Consider the following 18,316-nt stretch of genomic DNA (forward strand, 5'->3'; position numbering starts at 1 on the left):
CCGATGCACCTTCCCCGCCTCCGGCGATCCGCCGTGCCCGCGGCGCTCGCCGCCGCCCTCCTCGCCACCGCCGCGTGCGGCACCACCGAGGAGGGCGGCGACGCCGACGAGTCCGCGGCCGAGACCGGCCCCGTCTCGACCACCGACTTCCTCGGCCGCACCGTCGAACTCGACGCGCCCGCCGAGAAGGTCGTCGCGCTCGAATGGGCCGAGGTCGAGATCGTCGCCAGCCTGGGCGTCATGCCCGTGGGCGTCGCCGACATCGAGGGCTACAACACCTGGGTCGGCACCACCGTGCCGCTCGACGACACCGTCGCCGACGTCGGCACCCGCCAGGAGCCGTCCATCGACGCCATCGCCGGGCTCGGCGCCGACCTCGTGGTCATGGAGACCGACGACGAGGCGCTCATCGCCTCGATCGAGGAGTTCGTGCCCGTCCTGGTCGCCGAGGGCTCCAACGCGACCGACAACCTCGGGCGCATGAAGCGCGACGTCGACATGATCGCCGAGCTCCTCGGCAAGACCGACGAGGCCGCGGCCCTCTGGGGCGAGTTCGAGGCCAAGATCGGCGAGACCACCGCCGCCATCGAGGCCGCCGGCACCGGCGACGTCCCCTACCTCTTCGCGGACGGCTGGATCGAGGGCGACGCGGTCTCCGTGCGGCCCTTCGGCCCCGGCTCCCTCGTCGGCTCCCTCGGCACCGCGGTGGGCCTCGAGAACGCCTGGACCGGCGAGGCCGACGAGGTGTGGGGCCTGGGCGCCACCGACCTCGAGGGCATGGCCCAGTACACCGACACCGAGATGAAGTTCATCCACAACAACGCCGACGGGAGCAACATCTTCACCGAGGGCGTGGCGGGCAACGCCATCTGGGAGAACCTGGCCTTCGTGGAGAACGGCGCCGTGTACGAGCTGCCCGCCGGCACCTGGACCTTCGGCGGCCCGAAGTCCTCCGAGGCGATCCTCGACCACTTCGCCGAGGTCTACGCGAGTTGAGCACGCTGACGCGACCGGAGGCTCCGGCCGAGCGGGCTCCGCGCCTCCTCCCCGCCGCGGCGGTCTTCGCCATAGCGGTCGGAGCCCTGGTCGCGCTGGCGGCGCTCCACCTCGCCCAGGGCACATCCGAAGTGGACGCCGGGGACCTGCTGCGGCTGGTCGCCGGCAGCGCCGACGAGGGCGTGTGGAACGTCCTCGAAGGCGCGCGGCTGCCGCGCCTCACCGGCGCGGTGCTCGTCGGCGTCGCGCTCGGCGCCTCCGGCGTCCTGCTCCAGTCGGTGGCCCGCAACCCGCTCGCCAGCCCCGACACGCTCGCGGTCAACGCCGGGGCGTACCTGGCCGTGACCGCCGTGGCGGCCTTCGGGATCACGCTGCCGTTCCTGTCGGGCATCGGCGTGGCCTTCACCGGCGCCGTGCTGACCGCCGGGCTCGTGCTCGCGCTGTCGGCGGGCGGCGGCGAGTCCTCCACGACCCGCCTCATCCTCGCCGGGTCCGCCACCGCGATGGCCGGGAACTCCCTGGTGTCGCTGCTGATCCTGCTGTTCCAGGAGGAGACCAACGGGCTGTTCGCCTGGGGCTCGGGCAGTCTCAACCTCACCGGCTTCGACACCGCCGCCCAGGCCGCGCCGCTCGTGCTGGCGGCGATCGCCGCCGCCATGCTCGCGGCCCCGCGCCTGGACCTGCTGCGCCTGGGCGACGACACCGCCTCGAGCCTCGGCGTGCACGTGCGGCGCACCCGCCTGATCGCGGTCGTCTGCTCGCTGCTGCTGGCCGCGTGCGCGGTGACGCTGGCCGGGCCGATCGGGTTCGTGGGCCTGGCGGCCCCCGTGATCGCCCGCCAGATCGCGCGGCGGCTCCCCGGGCTGCTCGCGCACCGGCTCCTGATCCCGTTCAGCGCCGTGTGCGGCGCGCTGGTGGTCGTCGGCGCCGACCTCGCCGTGCGCGCGATCCTGGGCGCCGACAAGAGCATCGAGATCCCCGTCGGCGTCACGACCACGATCCTCGGTGCGGGCGTCATGGTGTGGCTGGCGCGCTCGGTGACGAGCGCGGGCTCGGAGGACCGGCCCGCGATCCTGCACGGCGCGGCGAACCGCGGCCGGACCGCGTTCCTGCTCATCGTGGCCGGGCTCCTCGCCGCCTCGGTCGCGGCCCTGTTCGCCGGGATGCTCTCGGGGGACACGATGCTCCTCGGCGGCGACCTCGTGAACTGGATCGCGGGCAAGACCGGCGCGAGCTACACGTGGATCATCGACCAGCGCTACCCGCGCGTGCTCGCCGCGATCCTCGCGGGCGCCGCGCTCGCGTGCGCCGGGGCGGTGACGCAGGGGATCCTGCGGAACCCGCTCGCCGAACCGGGCCTGCTCGGCGTCACCGCCGGGGCCGGGATCGGCGCGGTCGCGCTCATCACCTGGCTCCCCGACTCGGGCCCGTGGGCGGTGACCGGCATCGCCGCCGTCGGCGGCCTGGGCGCGTTCGCGCTGGTGTACGCGCTCGCCTGGCGGGGCGGGCTGGACACGTCCCGGCTGGTCCTGGTGGGCATCGGCGTGTGGTCGATCGGCATGGCCGCGATCACGCTGATCATCCTGGCGTCGGACCCGTGGAACACCCCGAAGGCCATGACATGGTTGTCGGGGACGACCTACGGCCGGACTGCGGACCGGCTCGTCCCGCTCATCGCGGCGCTCGTCGTCGTGCTGCCGCTGGTCCTCGCCCACCGCAAGGAGATCGACCTCCTCGCGCTGGACGACGACACGCCGCGCGTGCTCGGCGTGAAGCTCGAGCGCACGAGGCTCCTGCTGCTCGGCGCGGCCGCGCTGCTCACGGCGGCGGCGGTGGCCGTGGTGGGCGTGATCGGGTTCGTGGGCCTGGTGGCGCCGCACCTCGCGAGGGGCCTCGTGGGCAGCCGCCACACGAGGGTCCTGCCGGTGTCGGTCCTGCTGGGCGTGCTCCTGGTGAGCCTCGCGGACACGCTGGGCCGCACGGTGATCGCCCCGGCGCAGATCCCGGCGGGCCTGGTGTGCTCGCTGATCGGGACACCGTACTTCGTCTGGCTGATGTGGCGGACGCGGGCGAGGTCCGCCTGAGCGTTGCGGCGCAGGACGAACGGGATTAACCGGGGGTTCATCGGCCGGATCGAGAATCGATCCGACAGATGAACCCCGCTCCCGTAGGAGGACGAGTGCTCCCCCGACTACTCGGCTTGATGACCGCGGCGGCGACGGCGGCCGTACTGGTGGCCGTTCCCGCGCAGGCCCACCGCGACGAGGACGTGACCGCGAAGCTGGAGACCCCGGCGCTGTACGACGAGAACGGCGCGGACGCGGACGACCCGGCCATCTGGGTGGACGAGGAGGACCGCGAGGACAGCCTCGTCATCACCACCGCCAAAGAGGCGGGGATCTACGTCTACGACCTCGAAGGCGAAGAGGTCCAGCACATCGAGCCCCGACCGGCCCCGGGCGAGGACGACGCGCCGGGCCGCTACAACAACGTCGACCTCGTCGAGGACTTCAGGCTCGACGGCGAGCGGGTGGACCTGGCGGTCGCCTCGGACCGGGGCATGGACACGCTGGGCGTCTTCGCGATCGAGGACGGCGAGCTCGAAGACGTCACCGCCGACGACGGGCCGCTGATCTTCAGCGCGGACCAAGAGGAGATCAACGGCGAGCGCACCGCGTACGGCCTGGCGACGTGGCAGGACCGCACGGGCGCTTACGCGCTGGTGAGCCGCAACGCCGAGACCGAAGTGGCCCTGCTGAAACTGAGGGCCGACGGCGACGAGGTCACCTGGGAGAAGATCCGGACCCTGCACCTCCCGGCCTCCTTCACGCTCCCGGACGGCACCGAGTGGGCTCCGTGCGACGACACCGGCCAGGAGGCGCAGGTCGAGGGCATGGTGGTCGACGAGACCACGGGCACGGCCTATCTCGGCCAGGAGCTCGTGGGCATCTGGAAGATCGGCGCCGATCTCGAGGGCGAGCCCGAACTGGTCGACACCGCGATCGAGTTCGGACTGCCGGGCGTCTACGACCCCGAGACGGACGAGTGCGAGTACGGCGAGAACCCCGGTTACGGTGGCGAGCACCTCCACACCGACATCGAGGGCCTGACGATCTACCACACGAACCGGAACAAGGGCTACCTCCTCGCCTCCAGCCAGGGCGACGACTCGTTTGCCGTCTACGAGCTCGAAGGCGGCAACGACTACCTGGGCGGCTTCGCGATCGAGGACGGCAGGGTGGACGGCACGCAGCACAGCGACGGCGCGGACGTGGTGAACGTGAGCCTGCCGGGCTACCGGGGCGGCCTCCTGGTGGTCCAGGACGGCGACAACACCCCCGAGGGATCGGACGAGTCGAGCACCAACTTCAAGTTCGTGTCCTGGAACGAGGTGGCGAACGACAGCGGCCTCGACCTGAGGACCGCGAGAGGCCACCGCTAAAGGCGACCGAGAAACGGCCGCACCGGCAGAGCCGGTGCGGCCGAAGTCAGTCGACTATTCCAGGCGCTCGCCGTTGATCTCGCCGCGGACCCGCTGAACGGCCCGAGGACGGTCGCCCGTTCCGACGCGGCAGTGCTCTTCCAGCGCGGCCCGTACACGCTGCACCGGCGACGTGCCGGCGCGGTCGAGGCGCATCCCTCGTCCTCAGCGCGGTTTGCGGGCGACTATGAGGTCCCTGGTGATGGCCTGGTCCACCCGGTGCTCGAAGTGCCGGTAGGGTTCCGCTTCCTGGACTTCCAGGCCCGCTCCGGCGAGGATCGCGGCGAGGTCGTCGCGGCCGGTCGTGACCGTGTTCCAGGACAGGCCCATCGCGCCCCCGGGGCGCAGGAGGCCGGCCCAGACCGGAACCGCCGTCTCCAGGAGTTCGGTCGGGCTCCTGGTCAGGGCCCTGGTCTCCTTCACCGCCGCGTGCTTCACGCCGTACGGGGCGTCCGTGACGACCAGGTCGAAGCTCTGCTTCTTGAAGACCTCGCCGCTGCGCACCGTGTCGGCGTTGACGATCTCCAGCACCTGGAGGTCGCCCGCGCGGTAGCGCTCCCGGTCGGCCGCGAACTCGACGCGGGTCCGCTGGCCCACGCCGCGGCCCTCGCGCTTCACGCGGGTCGTGAGCGCCTTGTGCTTGAGCCGCTTGTCCTTCAGCCAGCGCTGGATGAACGCGCCGTACGTCTCGAAGTCGCGCTTGTCGACCTCCACGCCGTAGCCGTCGAAGCCGTACATGGCGGCCTGGTTCAGGGTGGTGCCGCGACCGCACATCGGGTCGAGGACCTTGAGGCCCCCGGCGAGGAGGCGGTCGGCGCCGAAGGCGCTCGCGGCGGTGACGTTGAGCAGGAGCTTCGTGAACTGCTCGTTGGTCTTGCCGGCGTATTTGAGGATGGAGACCAGGTCGTCGTCGTAGCGGTCGAGCCGGTCGACCGGGAGCGGCTCCAGCATCCCCTCGCGGACCTTGAACAGCGCGTACAGGGACGAGAGGTTCGCGAGCAGCCGCAGGTCGCGGGGGGTCAGCGTGTCGGAGCGGAAGAGCAGGTACGGGACGCCGCCGAGCTCGGCCTCCCGGAGGTCCTCGATCCGGCCGTCCAGCGCGCCCGCGCTGAAGACCGCCGTCTCGTTCGCGGTCATCCTCGCGGCGGTGCGTGCGTAGACGCGGTTGGCGGAGGGCGATATCAACATGGCGTACTGCTGCATCGGGCGACTTTCGAACTTCCGGGGACACGGCAAAGGCCCCAGCTTACCGGCCGGGGCCTTCGCGGCGGGAGACGCGCTCCCCCGCGGCCTCCGCGACAACGAGCGTCTCGACCCGCGCGGAGGCGCGCTTCTAGGCGTACAGCGCGGGGCGCTCGCCCATGTCGATCGGGACTACGGCGCCCGAGCGCAGCGACCGGACGGCGGCGTCGGTCGCGATCGTCGCGGCGTAGCCGTCCCACGCGGAGGGCCCGGCGGGGCCCTCGCCGGCGCGGAGCCGGTCGACCCACTCCTGGAGTTCGACGTCGAACGCGTCGGCGAAGCGGTCGCCGAACTCGGGGAGGACCGGGACGCTCGCCCGGCCGTCCCGGCGCAGCGCGGGGGCGGCCGGGTCGGGCAGGCGCACCGCGCCCTCCTCGCCGACGATCTCGCACTGGATGTCGTAGCCGTACCCGCAGTTGACGAAGGCCTCGACGTCGACGCGGACGCCGGAGGCGGTCTCGAACAGGAAGATCTGCGGGTCCTGGAGGTCGGGCCTGCTCCTGGCTGTCTTGCGCGGCACCAGGGTCTGGACCGAGACGAACTCCTCGCCGAGGAGCCAGCGGAGCACGTCGACCTCGTGGACGGCGGTGTCCCGCGCGGCCATCTCGGTCGTGTAGTGCTCCCTCACGCTGCGGTTGCGGTGCACGCAGTGGGCCATGAGCGGCACGCCCACGTCGCCTGCGTCGATGACGCGCTTCATCTGCCGGTACCCGGCGTCGTAGCGGCGCATGAAGCCGACCTGGACGACGCGGCGCCCCAGGGCGGTCTCGGCCTCGATGACGCGGAGGGCGTCGCCGGCGTCGGTGGTCAGCGGCTTCTCGCAGAACACCTGCTTGCCCGCTTCGATGCAGGCGAGCACCTGCTCGGCGTGGGCCGCCGCCGAGGAGGCGATGACGACCGCCTCGACGTCGGGGTCGCCGATGAGCTTCTCGGCCGAGTCGGCCGCGCGGGCCCCGGCGGCGTCCGCGATCCGGGCGGCGCGGACGGGGTCGATGTCGGAGACGGCCGCGACCTCGGCCCCGGCGACGGTGGCCGTCAGCCGGTGCACGTGCTGCTCGCCGATCCAGCCGGTGCCGATCACGCCGATGCGGATGCTCATATGGGTTCAGCTCCTCTTCGCTGTCAGGCTTCGGTCCGCCGGCCGGCGCCGAGTCCGCAGCCGCCCAGGTAGCGGCGGGTGCGGACGGCGACGGGCAGCGGCACGTCGGGTTCGCAGGGGTAGAGGTCCTGCTCGACGATCACGAAGAGCTCGGCGTCGAGCGTCGCGAGTTCGGCGACGATGTCGGCGGGGTTCGGGACCCCGGCGGGCGGTTCGACGCACACGCCGCGCTTGACGGCCTCGCCGAAGCCGAGGCCCTCGTCGCGGACCTGCCGGAGGATCTCGGGGTCCATCTGCTTGATGTGCACGTAGCCGATGCGCGGCCCGTAGCGGCGGATGAGGTCGAGGTTGTCGCCGCCGCCGTAGGCGACGTGCCCGGTGTCCAGGCACAGCGAGACGTGCTCGGGGTCGGTGCCGTCGAGGAACGTCTCGATCTGCGGCTGGGTCATGATCTGGCAGTCGGCGTGCGGGTGGAGGGCGAGGCGGACGCCGTGCTCCTCGTGCATCTCGCGGCCGAGGCGGTTCGCGGTGGCGTGCACGGTGGCCCACTGGTCGGCGTCCCATTCGACGACGTCGTCGACCTCACCGGTCTTCTCGTCGCGGAACAGCGGCGGGATGAGCACGACGTGCTCGGCGCCCTGGGAGGCGGTCAGCGCGGCGACCTCGCCGACGAGGGCGCGGGTCTCGGCGAACCTGCCGGGGTCGTGGAGGTTGCCGAAGACGGTGCCGCCGGAGACCTTCAGGCCGCGGGAGGCGAGTTCGTCGCGCAGCACCTCGGGGTCGGTCGGGAGGTAGCCGTAGGGGCCGAGTTCGAGCCATTCGTAGCCGGCCTCGGCGAGTTCGTCGAGGAACCGCGCGTACGGCGGCTGGCGGTCGTCCTCGGGGAACCACACGCCCCACGAGTCGGGGGCGGAGCCGAGCCTGAGGTTCGGGATCTGCGTCGTCATCGGCGGTCTCCTTCGCGGTGGGTGTCAGCTGGAGGCGGGGAAGTTCAGTGGCGCCGCCCGGGACTCGGCGTGCCGGGGCCAGCGGGCGGTGACGGTCTTCGCGCGGGTGTAGAAGCGGACGCCCTCGTGGCCGTGGATGTGGCTGGAGCCGAACAGGGAGTCCTTCCAGCCGCCGAAGGAGTAGTGCGCGGTGGGCACCGGGACGGGGACGTTGACGCCGATCATGCCGACGTCCACGGCGCGTTCGAAGGTGCGGACCGCGCCGCCGTCGAAGGTGAAGATCGCGGTGCCGTTGCCGTACGGGTTGGCGTTGATGAGGTCGATCGCCGCTTCGAGGGTCTCGGCGCGGACGACGGCGAGCACGGGCCCGAAGACCTCTTCGCGGTAGACGTCCATGTCGGGGGTGACGCGGTCGAGGACGGTGGGGCCGGTGAAGAAGCCGTCCTCGTGGCCCTCGACCCGGAGGCCGCGGCCGTCCGCGACGGGTTCGGCGCCCTGGTCGACACCGGAGGCGACGAGGGCGTCGACGCGGTCGCGGGAGGCGCGGGTGACGACCGGGCCCATCTCGGCGGCGGGGTCGTCGCCGGGGCCGACGACGACCGCTTCGGCCTTGGCCTTGAGCAGGGGGACGAGTGCGTCGGCGGTGTCGCCGACGGCGACCGCGACGGAGATCGCCATGCAGCGCTGGCCGGCGGAGCCGAACGCGGCGGCGGTGAGCTGCGAGGCGGCCCAGTCGAGGTCGGCGTCGGGCATGACGACGGCGTGGTTCTTGGCGCCGCCGAGGGCCTGGACTCGCTTCCCGGAGGCGGTGGCCCGTTCGTGCACGTAGCGGGCGACGGGGGTGGAGCCGACGAAGGAGACCGCGGCGACGCCGGGGTGGTCGAGGAGGGCGTCGACGGCGGTCTTGTCGCCGTTGACGACGTTGAACACGCCGTCGGGGAGTCCGGCGTCGGCGTAGAGGGCCGCGATGGACAGGCTCGCGGAGGGGTCGCGCTCGGAGGGTTTGAGGACGAACGTGTTGCCGGTGGCGATCGCGATGGGGTGCATCCACATGGGGACCATGACCGGGAAGTTGAACGGGGTGATCCCGGCGCACACGCCGATGGGTTCGCGGAAGTCGTAGGAGTCGACGCCGGTGGAGACCTCCGCGGAGAACCCGCCCTTGAGCGCGGCGGTGACGCCGCAGGCGAACTCGACGACCTCGCGGCCGCGGGCGATCTCGCCGCGGGCGTCGTCGACGACCTTGCCGTGCTCGGCGGCGATGGTCTCGGCGAGTTCGCGCTCGTGGCGTTCGACGAGGTCCCTGAAGCGGAACATGACGCGGGCGCGGGTGGACAGGGACTGGCCGCGCCAGTGGTCGAACGCGGTCGCGGCGGCCTGCACGGCCGCGTCGACGTCGGCGGCCGAGGCGAGGCGGACCTGCGCCCGCTCGCGGCCGGTGGCGGGGTTCCACACGGGGGCGAGGCGGTCGGAGCCCCCGGCGGCGGGGCCGCCGCCGATCCAGTGCTCGATGGTGGTCATGGCGGTTCCTCAGAGGTAGTGGCGCTGGGCGCGCCGTCGGTCGTCGTACACGGCGCGGGCGTCCCGGGTGGAGTCGAGGGCGGACACTTCGCTGACGGGGACGTCCCACCAGGCGCTGCCGGGAGGGTTGGGGCCGGTCGGGTCGGTCTCGACGTGGACGACGGTGGTGCGCGCGCTGGCCTTGGCCGCGGCGATCGCCTCGCGGAACTCGGCGGTGCCGTTCGCGGTGATGACGTCGGCGCCGAAGCTGGCGGCGTTGGCGGCGAGGTCGACCGGGAGCGTGTCGCCGTCGTGGAGGCCGGACTCGTCGCTCCGGTAGCGGTGGCTCGTGCCGAACCGCTGGGAGCCCAGGGACTCGGAGAGGGAGCCGATGGAGGCGAAGCCGTGGTTCTGGACGATCACGATGACGAGCTTCAGGCCTTCGGCGACGGCGGTGGCGATCTCGGAGGAGAGCATGAGGTAGGAGCCGTCGCCGACGAGGACGACGACCTCGCGGTCGGGCGCGGCCATCTTGGTGCCGACCCCGGCGGCGATCTCGTACCCCATGCACGAGTAGGCGTACTCGACGTTGTACGCCTTGGGGTCTCTTGCGCGCCAGAGCATCTGGAGGTCGCCGGGCATGGACCCGGCGGCATTGACCACCACGTCGGCGTCGTCGAGCGCCTCGTTGAGCGCGCCGAGGATCTCGGTCTGGGCCGGCAGCGGGCCGGGGCCGGGGCGGAGGCAGCGGTCGGCGGTCTCGCGCCACTCGTCGGCGAGGCGGCGGGCCTCGGCCCGGTAGCCGTCCGCGACGGACCAGCCTTCGAGGGCCTGGTGCAGCGCCTTGAGGCCGGTCCTGGCGTCGGCGAGGAGCATCTCGGCCGAGTGCTTCGCGGCGTCCAGGCGGGCCGTGTTGAGGTTCGCGAAGACCGCGTGGTCGCCGAACACGGTGTGGGAGGCGGTGGTGAAGTCGGAGTAGCGGGTCCCGACGCCGAGGACCACGTCGGCCCGGGCCGCGAGGGCGTTCGCGGCGCTCGTGCCCGTGGAGCCGATGCCCCCCACGGCCTGCGGGTGGTCCCAGGGCACGGCGCCCTTGCCCGCGTGGGTGTCGGCGACGGGGACGCCGGTGGCGGCGGCGAAGGCGCGCAGCTCGGCCCCGGCCTCGGCGTAGACGGCGCCGCCCCCGGCGACGATCAGGGGCCGCTTCGCGTTGCGCAGCAGGGCCGCGACCCGCTCCACCGCGTCCGGTTCGGGGACGGGGCGGCCGATGCGCCAGGTGCGCTCGCGGAAGAACGCGACCGGCCAGTCGAACGCCTCGGCCTGCACGTCCTGCGGCAGGCACAGCGTGACCGCGCCGGTCTCGACCGGGTCGGTGAGGACCCGCATCGCGGCCAGGGCGGCCGGGATCAGCTGCTCGGGCCGGGAGATCCGGTCGAAGTACTTGGAGACCGGCCGGAACGCGTCGTTGACGCTGACGTCCCCGGCGCGGGCGTCCTCCAGCTGCTGGAGCACCGGTTCGGCGACGCGGGTCGCGAACATGTCGGACGGGAGCAGCAGCACCGGGAGCCGGTTCGTGGTCGCCAGGGCGGCGCCGGTGACCATGTTGGTCGAGCCGGGGCCGGTGGAGGCCGTGCACGCGAAGGCCTGCAAGCGGTTCCGCGTCTTCGCGAAGGCCGCCGCGGCGTGGACCATGGCCTGCTCGTTGCGGGCCGGGTGGTAGGGCAGGTCGGCCTCGCCGGTCCGGGCGGCCTGGAGCAGCGCCTGGCCGAGCCCGGCGACGTTGCCGTGGCCGAGGATCCCCCACACGCCGGGGATCAACCGGTGCTCGGCGCCGTCGCGCTCGGAGTACTGCGCGGCCAGGAACCGCACCAGCGCTTGGGCGGTGGTCAGCCGGACGGTCTCAGCGGGCATCGTCGCCCTCCTCTGCGGCGGTGCCGTCCTCGGCGGCCGAGGACATCGGCAGGCGCGGGTCGACCTCCTGCCCCTCCCAGGTGGACCTGACCCAGGCGTGGGCGGGGTCGTCGCGGATGAGCCAGGCCCGGTCCGCCCCGGGGCCGGCCATGACGTTCAGGTAGTAGAGGTCGTAGCCGGGGGCCGCGGCGCTGGGGCCGTGCCAGCCGTGCGGGACGAGCACGACGTCGCCGCTGCGGACCTCCTCGGAGAGCTCGATCGGCCGCTCCGGCGTCCCGTACACGCGCTGCCAGCCGAACCCGGGCCCGTCGGGCCCGTCGCCGACCTCGAAGTAGTAGATCTCCTCGAGCTCGGCCTCGCCCTCGCCCGCCTCGTCGTGCTTGTGCGGCGGGTAGGACGACCAGTTCCCGCCCGGGGTCAGCACCTCGCAGGCGATGAGCCGGTCGGCCGCGAACGACTCGGGGGTGCAGAAGTTGTTGACCTGCCGCGAGGCCCGGCCCGCGCCGCGCAGCTCGACCGGGACGTCCTCGGCCGGGCCGTACCGGGGCCGCAGGCGGGTCTCGCACCGCGCCGAGGGCAGCGCGAACCGCCCGCCTCCGGCGCTGACGACCGTGACCGTGGCGTCCCTGGGGACGTAGGCGAAGTCGGTGACGCGGCTGAAGACGCTGCGCCGGCCCTGGAGCTCGAAGAACTCGGCGTCGCAGGCGACGGTGCACGAGCCGCTCAGCGGCAGCACCAGCGTCTCGGCGTCGTCCGTGGCGAAGGTGCAGTCCTCCCCCGGGCCGAGTTCGAGGACGCGCAGGCCCGAGCGGGCCCACCCGGCGCTGTCGGGCGTGACGATCGCGGCGAACTCGCCGTAGGCCGTCGACTCGGCCGGCTGGAAGTACCGGTTCGCGTTCACAGCAGGTTCACCACCGCTTCGATCGCCCCGGCGACGTCGCCGTCCCGGGGGTAGAGGAGGGAGCGGCCCACGGTCAGTCCGACCACGTTGGGCAGCTCCAGGGACTCGGCCCACTGGTCGCGCCGGGCGCCGAGGTCGTCGACCTCGCCGCCGAGCAGGACCACCGGCAGTGTCGAGGCGGCCGCGACGCGCGCCATGCCGGGGGCGGTCGGGAGCTTGAGCCAGGTGCGCGCCGAGGTGGTGCCGAGCCCCGAGGCGATCGCGGCGGACGTGACGACCGCCTCGGTCGAGAGGTCGTTGACGAGCCGGCCGCCCTCGCGGCGGGACAGGAACGGCTCGACCATGGCGATCAGGCCGCGCTCGGCGAGCGCGTCGATCGCCTGCGCGGCCGCCTCCAGGGTGGGGGCGGTGCGGAAGTCCTCGTAGTCGACGCGGGTGAGCATCTTGCCGCCGTCGAAGCCCATGCGGGCGATGCCCTCGGCGGTCATCCCGGTGAACCGGTCGTCGATCTCGAAGGACGCCCCGGCGAGGCCGCCGCGGTTCATGGACCCGAACACGGTCTTGCCCTCGAGGGCGCCCAGGAGCAGGAGGTCCTCGAGGATGTCGGCGGTCGCGAGGACGCCGTTGCAGCCGGGGTGCTCCAGGGCGGTCCGGAGGCGGTCGAGCAGGTCGCCGCGGTCGGCCATGGCCATCGGGTCGCCGCCGGTGCCGAGCGCGCCGCGCGCGGGGTGGTCGGCGGCGATGACGAGGCACCTGCCGGAGGGGCCGACGGGGGCGTCGGCCGGTTTGCGGGCGGCGGCGAGTTCGGCGATGGCGCCGGGGCGCCGCAGCCGGGTCTCGGCGAGCATCGACAAGGCGTCAGTTCGCAACGGGGTCCCTTTCGGCGGTGTCGAGCCGGTGCCGGACCTGGGCCTCGGTGGGCATGGCGTCGGCGCAGGCGAGCTCTCCGGCGACGTGCGCTCCGGCGGCGTTCGCGAAGCGGATCGTCCGCTCCAGGGGCCAGCCGGAGAGGAGGCCGTGGACGAGGGCGCCGCCGAAGGCGTCCCCGGCCCCGAGGCCGTTGACCACGTCCACGGGCACGGGCGGGACCTCGACGGCACCGGTGCCGTCGAGGGCGAGCACGCCTTCGGGGCCCTGCTTGACGACGGCGAGCGCGACGCCCGCCTCGCGCAGCGCGAGCGCGGCGTCGGCGGGGGTGCCGCCCTCGCCCACGGCCACCGCGCACTCCTCGCGGTTGCCGACGGCGACGGTGGCGTGCGGGAGGGCCCGGCGCACCTGCTCGCGGGCGGCCTCGGGCGAGTCCCAGAACATCGGGCGGTAGTCGAGGTCGAGGACCGTGACGCCAGGCCCGCCCTCGCGGGCCGCGCCTTCGCTCCGCGCTTCGAGGGCGGCGAGGGTCGCGGAGCGGGACGGCTCCTGGCACAGGCCGGTGCCGGTGACCCACAGGACCCGCGCGGCCCGGATCGCGTCGAGGTCGAGCTCGTCGAGGCGGAGGTCGAGGTCGGGGGCCTTGGGGAGGCGGTAGAAGTAGATCGGGAAGTCGTCGGGCGGGAAGAGCTCGCAGAACGTCACGGGCGTGGGCAGGTGCGGGGCGGTGCCCACGAAGCGGTCGTCCACGCCGAAGCCCCGGAGCGCGCGGCGCACGAACCGGCCGAACGGGTCGGCGCCGGTCTTCGTGACCACCGCGGCGCGGTGCCCGTACCGGGCGGCCGCGACGGCGACGTTCGTGGGGCTGCCGCCCAGGAACTTCCCGAAGGACTCGACGTCCTCCAGGCCGACGCCGGCCTGGTGCGGGTAGACGTCGACGCCCACCCGGCCCATCGTGACCACGTCGAACCGCTCGGCGCCGGGTCGCGGCGCCGCGGGCGGTGTCAAGGGCATGGGCGCACCTCCTCCGGGTCGTGTCGCGGAACGCGCTACTGTCGCGCTTCACTGTCGCGCGACAGTGACTTGGAATATACTCATCGGCGACCCGCCCGTCAAGCCGACCGGCAGATCGGAAATAGACTCATGGCGATCCACCGGGCACCGCCCCCGCCCGGAGAAGGAGGAGTGTTGAGCGAACAGCTCGGGCCGCGGCCCGCGGCGCGGCAGGCCGGCGCCGGCCGGGCCCAGCGCGTGACCATGGCCGACGTCGCCGCGAAGGCGGGCGTCTCGCGCACCCTCGTCTCGCTGATCCTGCGCGACCAGCCCGGCGCGGGCGCCGCGACCCGCGACCGGGTCCTGCGCGCCGCCGATGAGCTGGGCTACCGCCCCGACAGCGCCGCGCAGATGCTCGCGCGCGGGCGCAGCCGCACCCTCGGGGTCATGCTGGACCTCGACCAGCCCTTCCACGCCGAGATGGTCAAGGCCGTCTACCCGATCGCCGAGCGGCTCGGCTACGACGTCCTGCTCTCGGCGGTCGCCCCCGGCCGCGACGAGCGCCGCGCCCTCGGCGCCCTCCTGGGGCACCGCTGCGAGGCGCTGGTCCTGCTCGGGTCGGACGCGGACGCGCGGCTGCTCGCCTCGCTCGCCGAGTCCGCTCCCACGGTCGTGGTGGGCCGCAAGGCCGGTGCGCCCGGCGTCGACAGCGTCCGCACCGCCGAGACCAAGGGCGTGCGCCAGGCCGTGGACCACCTCGTGGAGCTCGGCCACCGGCGCATCGTCCACATCGACGGCGGCAAGGGCCCCGGCTCCTCGGACCGGCGCAGCGCCTACCGCGCCGCCATGCGCCGCCGCGGCCTCGCCGAGGAGGTCCGCGTGATCCCCGGCGCGCACGACGAGGACGCGGGCATAGCCGCGGGAACGCTGCTGCTGGGCGAGGAGTCGCCGCCCACCGCCGTGCTCGCGGCGAACGACCGCTGCGCGCTGGGCCTCATGCACGCCCTGCGGGGCGGCCGGGTCGAGGTGCCGGGCGAGGTCTCGGTCGTCGGCTACGACGACTCCCACCTCTCGCACCTCTCGCACATCAATCTGACCACGGTCCGCCAGGACACCGAGAGCATCGCCGAGCAGGCCGTGCGGTGCGCCGTCGAGCGGTTGGAGCACGCGGCCCTCCCCGGGCGCGATGTCGCGCTCGACCCCAAGCTCATCGTCCGGGCGACCACGGCGCCGCCGCGGAGGAATTTATTAATTGAAGCGTCAACCAATTGAGTTCGTGTCGGGTTTGCGGTAACGTCCCTCGCACCGGGTCTCAGGGGCTACCGGTACCAGCCCCGACGGGGAGGCCGTGAGGTACCACGCCCCGAAGGACGTTCATGATGAGAACGGTCTCTCGCTCCATCAGGTTGATGCTCGCAGCGGTGGTCGGACTGGCGATGTGCCTGTCGTTCAGCGCCTCGCCCGCCGCGGCCGCCACGGCCGCCTGGGATCTGGCGGACGAGGAGCAGCGGCTCTGCGTCCCGGCCGAACGGCCGCACCGCTACTTCGTCCTCGGCGCCGTCGCCGGCTCCTGGGACGCCCCGCTCGTCTCCGAGCTCCAGGGCCTGCCCGAAGGCGCCGCCGTCTCCAGCTCCACCCGGTCGGTCCCGCCGGGCGACAACGGTGACGACTACGTCTACATCATCGGGTTCTTCGTGGTCCTGCCCGGCCTGGAGTACGGCGAGCACCGGGCCACCCTCCACGTCACCGACGGCACGGTCTCGCAGACGAGGCCGATCGTGTTCGACGCCGGAGACGGCTGGAGCTGCTGAACCGCGGCCGCGAGGGCGCGCGGCGGCCGGGTCCGGCCTTCGCGCGCCCTCGCGCCGCTCCCGGTCGCGGAGGCGCCGACGCCCCCGCGGGACGACCGGGAGCCGCCTACCGCAGCAGCCCCGTGCGCAGCGCGATGGCCACGGCCTGCGCGCGGTCGTGCGCCTCGAGCTTGCGGTACATGCGCTTCGCGTGGGTCTTCACCGTGTCCTCGGCGACCGCGAGGTCGCGCCCGATCTCGGCGTTCGACATGCCCTCGCTCATGAGCTTGAGGACCTCCAGCTCGCGCACGGTGAGCCGGGCGCCCTCGGGCTGGCGCTGGCGCGCCACGAGCCGGACCGCGTCGGCCACGGCCCCGCGGACCAGCATGACCGTCTGCGCGAAGGCGACCATCAGCTCCTCGCCGGTGATCACGGGCACCTGGAGCACCCCGCGGGCCCCGGCCAGGATCGACATGGCCGCCGTGCGGGGGTCGGCGGTGCCGCACAGCACGACGCCGGTCTGCGGGAAGCGGGTGCGGACCGCCTGGGTGAACTTGACGGGATCGGGCGCGGCGAGCCCGAAGTCGACGAGCACGGCGCCGACCGGGCGCCGGCGCAGCTCCACGAACAGCGCCGCGGCGCAGTCGACGGTCCGGACGGCGGGCCCGAGCCCGATCCGGGAGGCGTAGGTCGATATGGCCTCCGCCGCTTGGGAGGTGTGCACGCACACCACGAGATTGTTCACTGTGGCCTCGCTATCGGAGAAAGTCTCGATCGGAACGGTGGGATTCGCGGTCGGACACCGGCGGCGGCGAGCGGTGGGAGGCTGCGGGCCGCCGGTCCGGCGCGTTCCGGGGAAAGGCCGAGACGTCGGTTCCGGCCACCGGAGTGGACGGTCTAACGACCCTGGAGCGCGCGAGTTACGGGTCCCGGCGATCGAATGTGGCGGATGGTGAACACCCCTGCGGCACTGGAAAACGGGGGACGGGCGGCGGCCCGGTCGGCCGCCGCCCGTCCCCCGTTCAGGCGGTCACTCCCCCGAGGGCGCCGGGAAGGCCACGCCGCTGGCGATCGGCGACCCGAAGTTCGGGGTGCCGTCGGCGTTGAAGGTGAACTCCTGGACCCTGGTCTGGCGGGTCGACCCGCAGCCGTCGCTCGAACCGGGGTTGCCGTGGTAGACCAGCCAGTGCTCGGTGCCGTCCGGCGAGGTGAAGAACCCGTTGTGGGCCGGGCCGTAGACCCCGTTGCCCTGCTGGAACACCGGCGTGGACCGCTTGTTCCACGAGGAGGCCGACAGCGGGTTCCCGCCGTTGTAGGTCAGCAGGCCCAGCTTGTAGTCCGGCGTGTTGCACGAGGAGGCGGAGAACGTGATGAACGTGTCGCCGTCGTGCTGGAGCACCGCGGGGGCCTCGTTCACGCGCGCGCCCACGGTCTCCCAGCTCAGCGACGGCCGCGAGATCGTCGAGTGGGAGCCGGTCACCGTCCAGGGGTTCGACATCTCTGCGATCCGGATCGACTGGTCGGCCCCGACCCATTCCGACCACAGGAGGTACAGCTCGCCGTTCAATTCCAGATAGGAGCCGTCGATGTTCCACTGGTTCGGCAGCGGCGTGCCCATGAACTCGTACGGGCCCATCGGCGTCGAACCCGTCGAGCGCAGCACGTGGAGCTTCTGCCCGTCGAAGTTCGTCTGCGAGTTCCCCGAGGTGTACATCAGGTACCAGGTGCCGCCGATGCGGTGGAACTCCGGCGCCCAGTGCGAGCAGCAGCGGCCCGGGGTGTTCGCGTCGTTCCACACCACGGTGTCCGAGGCGGTCTTGAGCCCGGCCAGGGTCGCGGCGCGGCGCATGATCACCGTCGAGTCCCAGGTGGTGGTGGACATGTAGTAGTAGCCGTCCCAGTACTCGATCCAGGGGTCGGCGCCGTTGCTGCGGATCGGGTTGGTCAGGGTCGACTGGGAGCCGTCGCCGGCCTGGGTGAGCGTCCACTTCTGGGCGTTCAGCCCGTTGTAGGTGTACTGCGAGATGCGCGATCCGCTGGCGGTGGCCCACTCCCACAGGTCGAGGGCCTTGCCGGAGAAGCGGTTGACGAAGCTGTGGGTGCCGTCCGAGTGCTCGGTGACCGACCACTGCTGGTTGGTGCCGCTCAGGTCCGTCCATTGCGCGATGGTGGCGCCGTCCTCGGCGTTCCACTCGTAGACGTCGAGCACGAGGCCCGAGTGGCGGGCCTGGATGCGGTAGTAGCCCCCTCCCGAGTCGACGAACCGGAACTGCTGGTTCGTCGCTCCGGTGGGACTGTACTGCCGCAGTTCGGCTCCGGCGGCGGTGCCGTCGATGCCGAGCGCGAGCCCGGAGTGGGCGCTGGTGATCGTGTACCAGACGCCGGGCGTGACGGCGGCCTGCGCCGGAGCGGACGAGGCCGCGACGAGGCCGAACGCCGCCAGCGCGGCGGCGAGTGCGAAGGCGACGAGTGCGCGCCCGCGCCTGAAGGTGTTGACGGTCATGGGAGGTCTCCATGGTGAGAGGGGCGGGGCGCGCCCGCCGGCGCGCCCCCCCCCGGGGGGGGGGGGGCGGGGGCGCCCAAGTGGTG

The 18,316-nt window shown here is 73.1% G+C and carries 16 protein-coding genes; 5 read left to right on the top strand and 11 right to left on the bottom strand.

Features of this window, described 5'->3' with window-relative positions:
• Nucleotides 1–3: 3 nt before the first annotated feature.
• From LO763_RS23755 to LO763_RS23765, 3 genes are all read left to right on the top strand, one after another.
• A complete protein-coding gene (locus LO763_RS23755; RefSeq protein WP_230789805.1) occupies nt 4–996 on the top strand; it encodes an ABC transporter substrate-binding protein in 993 nt (330 codons plus the stop codon).
• Nucleotides 993–3,080 (top strand): iron ABC transporter permease, encoded by a 2,088-nt coding sequence (locus LO763_RS23760; protein WP_230789809.1) that lies wholly within the window; start codon nt 993–995, stop codon nt 3,078–3,080. The genes LO763_RS23755 and LO763_RS23760 overlap by 4 nt, the downstream gene beginning before the upstream one ends.
• A gap of 95 nt (nt 3,081–3,175) precedes the next feature.
• Nucleotides 3,176–4,438: a phytase gene (locus LO763_RS23765; RefSeq protein WP_230789812.1), complete on the top strand. Its 1,263-nt coding sequence runs from the start codon at nt 3,176–3,178 to the stop codon at nt 4,436–4,438.
• 54 nt (nt 4,439–4,492) lie between these two features.
• On the opposite strand, the gene LO763_RS23770 is transcribed toward LO763_RS23765, so the two are convergent.
• The 9 genes from LO763_RS23770 to iolC all read right to left on the bottom strand — a co-directional run bounded on the left by LO763_RS23770 (nt 4,493) and on the right by iolC (nt 13,958).
• Nucleotides 4,493–4,633, bottom strand: a complete 141-nt coding sequence (locus LO763_RS23770; protein WP_230789815.1) for a hypothetical protein — start codon at nt 4,631–4,633, stop codon at nt 4,493–4,495.
• 9 nt (nt 4,634–4,642) lie between these two features.
• On the bottom strand, nt 4,643–5,680 hold the full coding sequence (locus LO763_RS23775; protein WP_230789818.1) for a TRM11 family SAM-dependent methyltransferase: 1,038 nt from the start codon (nt 5,678–5,680) through the stop codon (nt 4,643–4,645).
• A 130-nt stretch (nt 5,681–5,810) separates the two neighbouring features.
• Complete coding sequence (locus tag LO763_RS23780; protein ID WP_230789821.1) at nt 5,811–6,818, bottom strand: Gfo/Idh/MocA family protein; 1,008 nt, start codon at nt 6,816–6,818, stop codon at nt 5,811–5,813.
• Between the two features lie 23 nt (nt 6,819–6,841).
• On the bottom strand, nt 6,842–7,765 hold the full coding sequence (locus LO763_RS23785) for a TIM barrel protein (protein WP_230789824.1): 924 nt from the start codon (nt 7,763–7,765) through the stop codon (nt 6,842–6,844).
• A gap of 24 nt (nt 7,766–7,789) precedes the next feature.
• Nucleotides 7,790–9,286 carry a CoA-acylating methylmalonate-semialdehyde dehydrogenase gene (locus tag LO763_RS23790; RefSeq protein ID WP_230789826.1) on the bottom strand — a complete coding sequence of 499 codons (1,497 nt, stop codon included), beginning with the start codon at nt 9,284–9,286 and terminating at the stop codon, nt 7,790–7,792.
• 9 nt (nt 9,287–9,295) lie between these two features.
• Complete coding sequence (iolD, locus tag LO763_RS23795; RefSeq protein WP_230789828.1) at nt 9,296–11,176, bottom strand: 3D-(3,5/4)-trihydroxycyclohexane-1,2-dione acylhydrolase (decyclizing); 1,881 nt, start codon at nt 11,174–11,176, stop codon at nt 9,296–9,298.
• Nucleotides 11,166–12,077: a 5-deoxy-glucuronate isomerase gene (gene iolB / locus LO763_RS23800; protein WP_230789830.1), complete on the bottom strand. Its 912-nt coding sequence runs from the start codon at nt 12,075–12,077 to the stop codon at nt 11,166–11,168. Before iolB ends, iolD begins: the two co-directional genes overlap by 11 nt.
• Nucleotides 12,074–12,946 carry a Cgl0159 family (beta/alpha)8-fold protein gene (locus LO763_RS23805; RefSeq protein WP_230789832.1) on the bottom strand — a complete coding sequence of 291 codons (873 nt, stop codon included), beginning with the start codon at nt 12,944–12,946 and terminating at the stop codon, nt 12,074–12,076. The genes iolB and LO763_RS23805 overlap by 4 nt, the downstream gene beginning before the upstream one ends.
• Nucleotides 12,936–13,958: a 5-dehydro-2-deoxygluconokinase gene (iolC, locus tag LO763_RS23810; RefSeq protein WP_230789834.1), complete on the bottom strand. Its 1,023-nt coding sequence runs from the start codon at nt 13,956–13,958 to the stop codon at nt 12,936–12,938. The genes LO763_RS23805 and iolC overlap by 11 nt, the downstream gene beginning before the upstream one ends.
• Nucleotides 13,959–14,129: 171 nt before the next feature.
• Here iolC and LO763_RS23815 point away from each other — a divergent pair, with 171 nt between their 5' ends.
• Together LO763_RS23815 and LO763_RS23820 are read left to right on the top strand one after the other, a co-directional pair.
• Entirely contained in the window at nt 14,130–15,209 is a 1,080-nt protein-coding gene (locus LO763_RS23815; protein ID WP_439650315.1) for a LacI family DNA-binding transcriptional regulator, read from the top strand.
• Nucleotides 15,210–15,316: 107 nt separating this feature from the next.
• A complete protein-coding gene (locus LO763_RS23820; RefSeq protein WP_230789841.1) occupies nt 15,317–15,748 on the top strand; it encodes a DUF5980 family protein in 432 nt (143 codons plus the stop codon).
• Nucleotides 15,749–15,854: 106 nt separating this feature from the next.
• On the opposite strand, the gene LO763_RS30120 is transcribed toward LO763_RS23820, so the two are convergent.
• Nucleotides 15,855–16,472 (bottom strand): LuxR C-terminal-related transcriptional regulator, encoded by a 618-nt coding sequence (locus tag LO763_RS30120; protein ID WP_369432067.1) that lies wholly within the window; start codon nt 16,470–16,472, stop codon nt 15,855–15,857.
• 285 nt (nt 16,473–16,757) lie between these two features.
• Nucleotides 16,758–18,230: a family 43 glycosylhydrolase gene (locus LO763_RS23830; RefSeq protein ID WP_230789844.1), complete on the bottom strand. Its 1,473-nt coding sequence runs from the start codon at nt 18,228–18,230 to the stop codon at nt 16,758–16,760.
• Nucleotides 18,231–18,316 lie beyond the last annotated feature (86 nt).

Origin of the sequence: Glycomyces amatae, from assembly GCF_020991375.1 — a bacterium.
GTDB lineage: Bacteria > Actinomycetota > Actinomycetes > Mycobacteriales > Micromonosporaceae > Glycomyces > Glycomyces amatae.

Coding starts and splice junctions, on each gene's coding strand:
- LO763_RS23755 (WP_230789805.1), top strand. CDS start 4: ATGCACCTTCCCCGCCTCCGGCGATCCGCCGTGCCCGCGGCGCTCGCC.
- LO763_RS23770 (WP_230789815.1), bottom strand. CDS start 4,633: ATGCGCCTCGACCGCGCCGGCACGTCGCCGGTGCAGCGTGTACGGGCC.
- LO763_RS23775 (WP_230789818.1), bottom strand. CDS start 5,680: ATGCAGCAGTACGCCATGTTGATATCGCCCTCCGCCAACCGCGTCTAC.
- LO763_RS23780 (WP_230789821.1), bottom strand. CDS start 6,818: ATGAGCATCCGCATCGGCGTGATCGGCACCGGCTGGATCGGCGAGCAG.
- LO763_RS23785 (WP_230789824.1), bottom strand. CDS start 7,765: ATGACGACGCAGATCCCGAACCTCAGGCTCGGCTCCGCCCCCGACTCG.
- LO763_RS23790 (WP_230789826.1), bottom strand. CDS start 9,286: ATGACCACCATCGAGCACTGGATCGGCGGCGGCCCCGCCGCCGGGGGC.
- iolD (WP_230789828.1), bottom strand. CDS start 11,176: ATGCCCGCTGAGACCGTCCGGCTGACCACCGCCCAAGCGCTGGTGCGG.
- iolC (WP_230789834.1), bottom strand. CDS start 13,958: ATGCCCTTGACACCGCCCGCGGCGCCGCGACCCGGCGCCGAGCGGTTC.
- LO763_RS23820 (WP_230789841.1), top strand. CDS start 15,317: ATGAGAACGGTCTCTCGCTCCATCAGGTTGATGCTCGCAGCGGTGGTC.
- LO763_RS23830 (WP_230789844.1), bottom strand. CDS start 18,230: ATGACCGTCAACACCTTCAGGCGCGGGCGCGCACTCGTCGCCTTCGCA.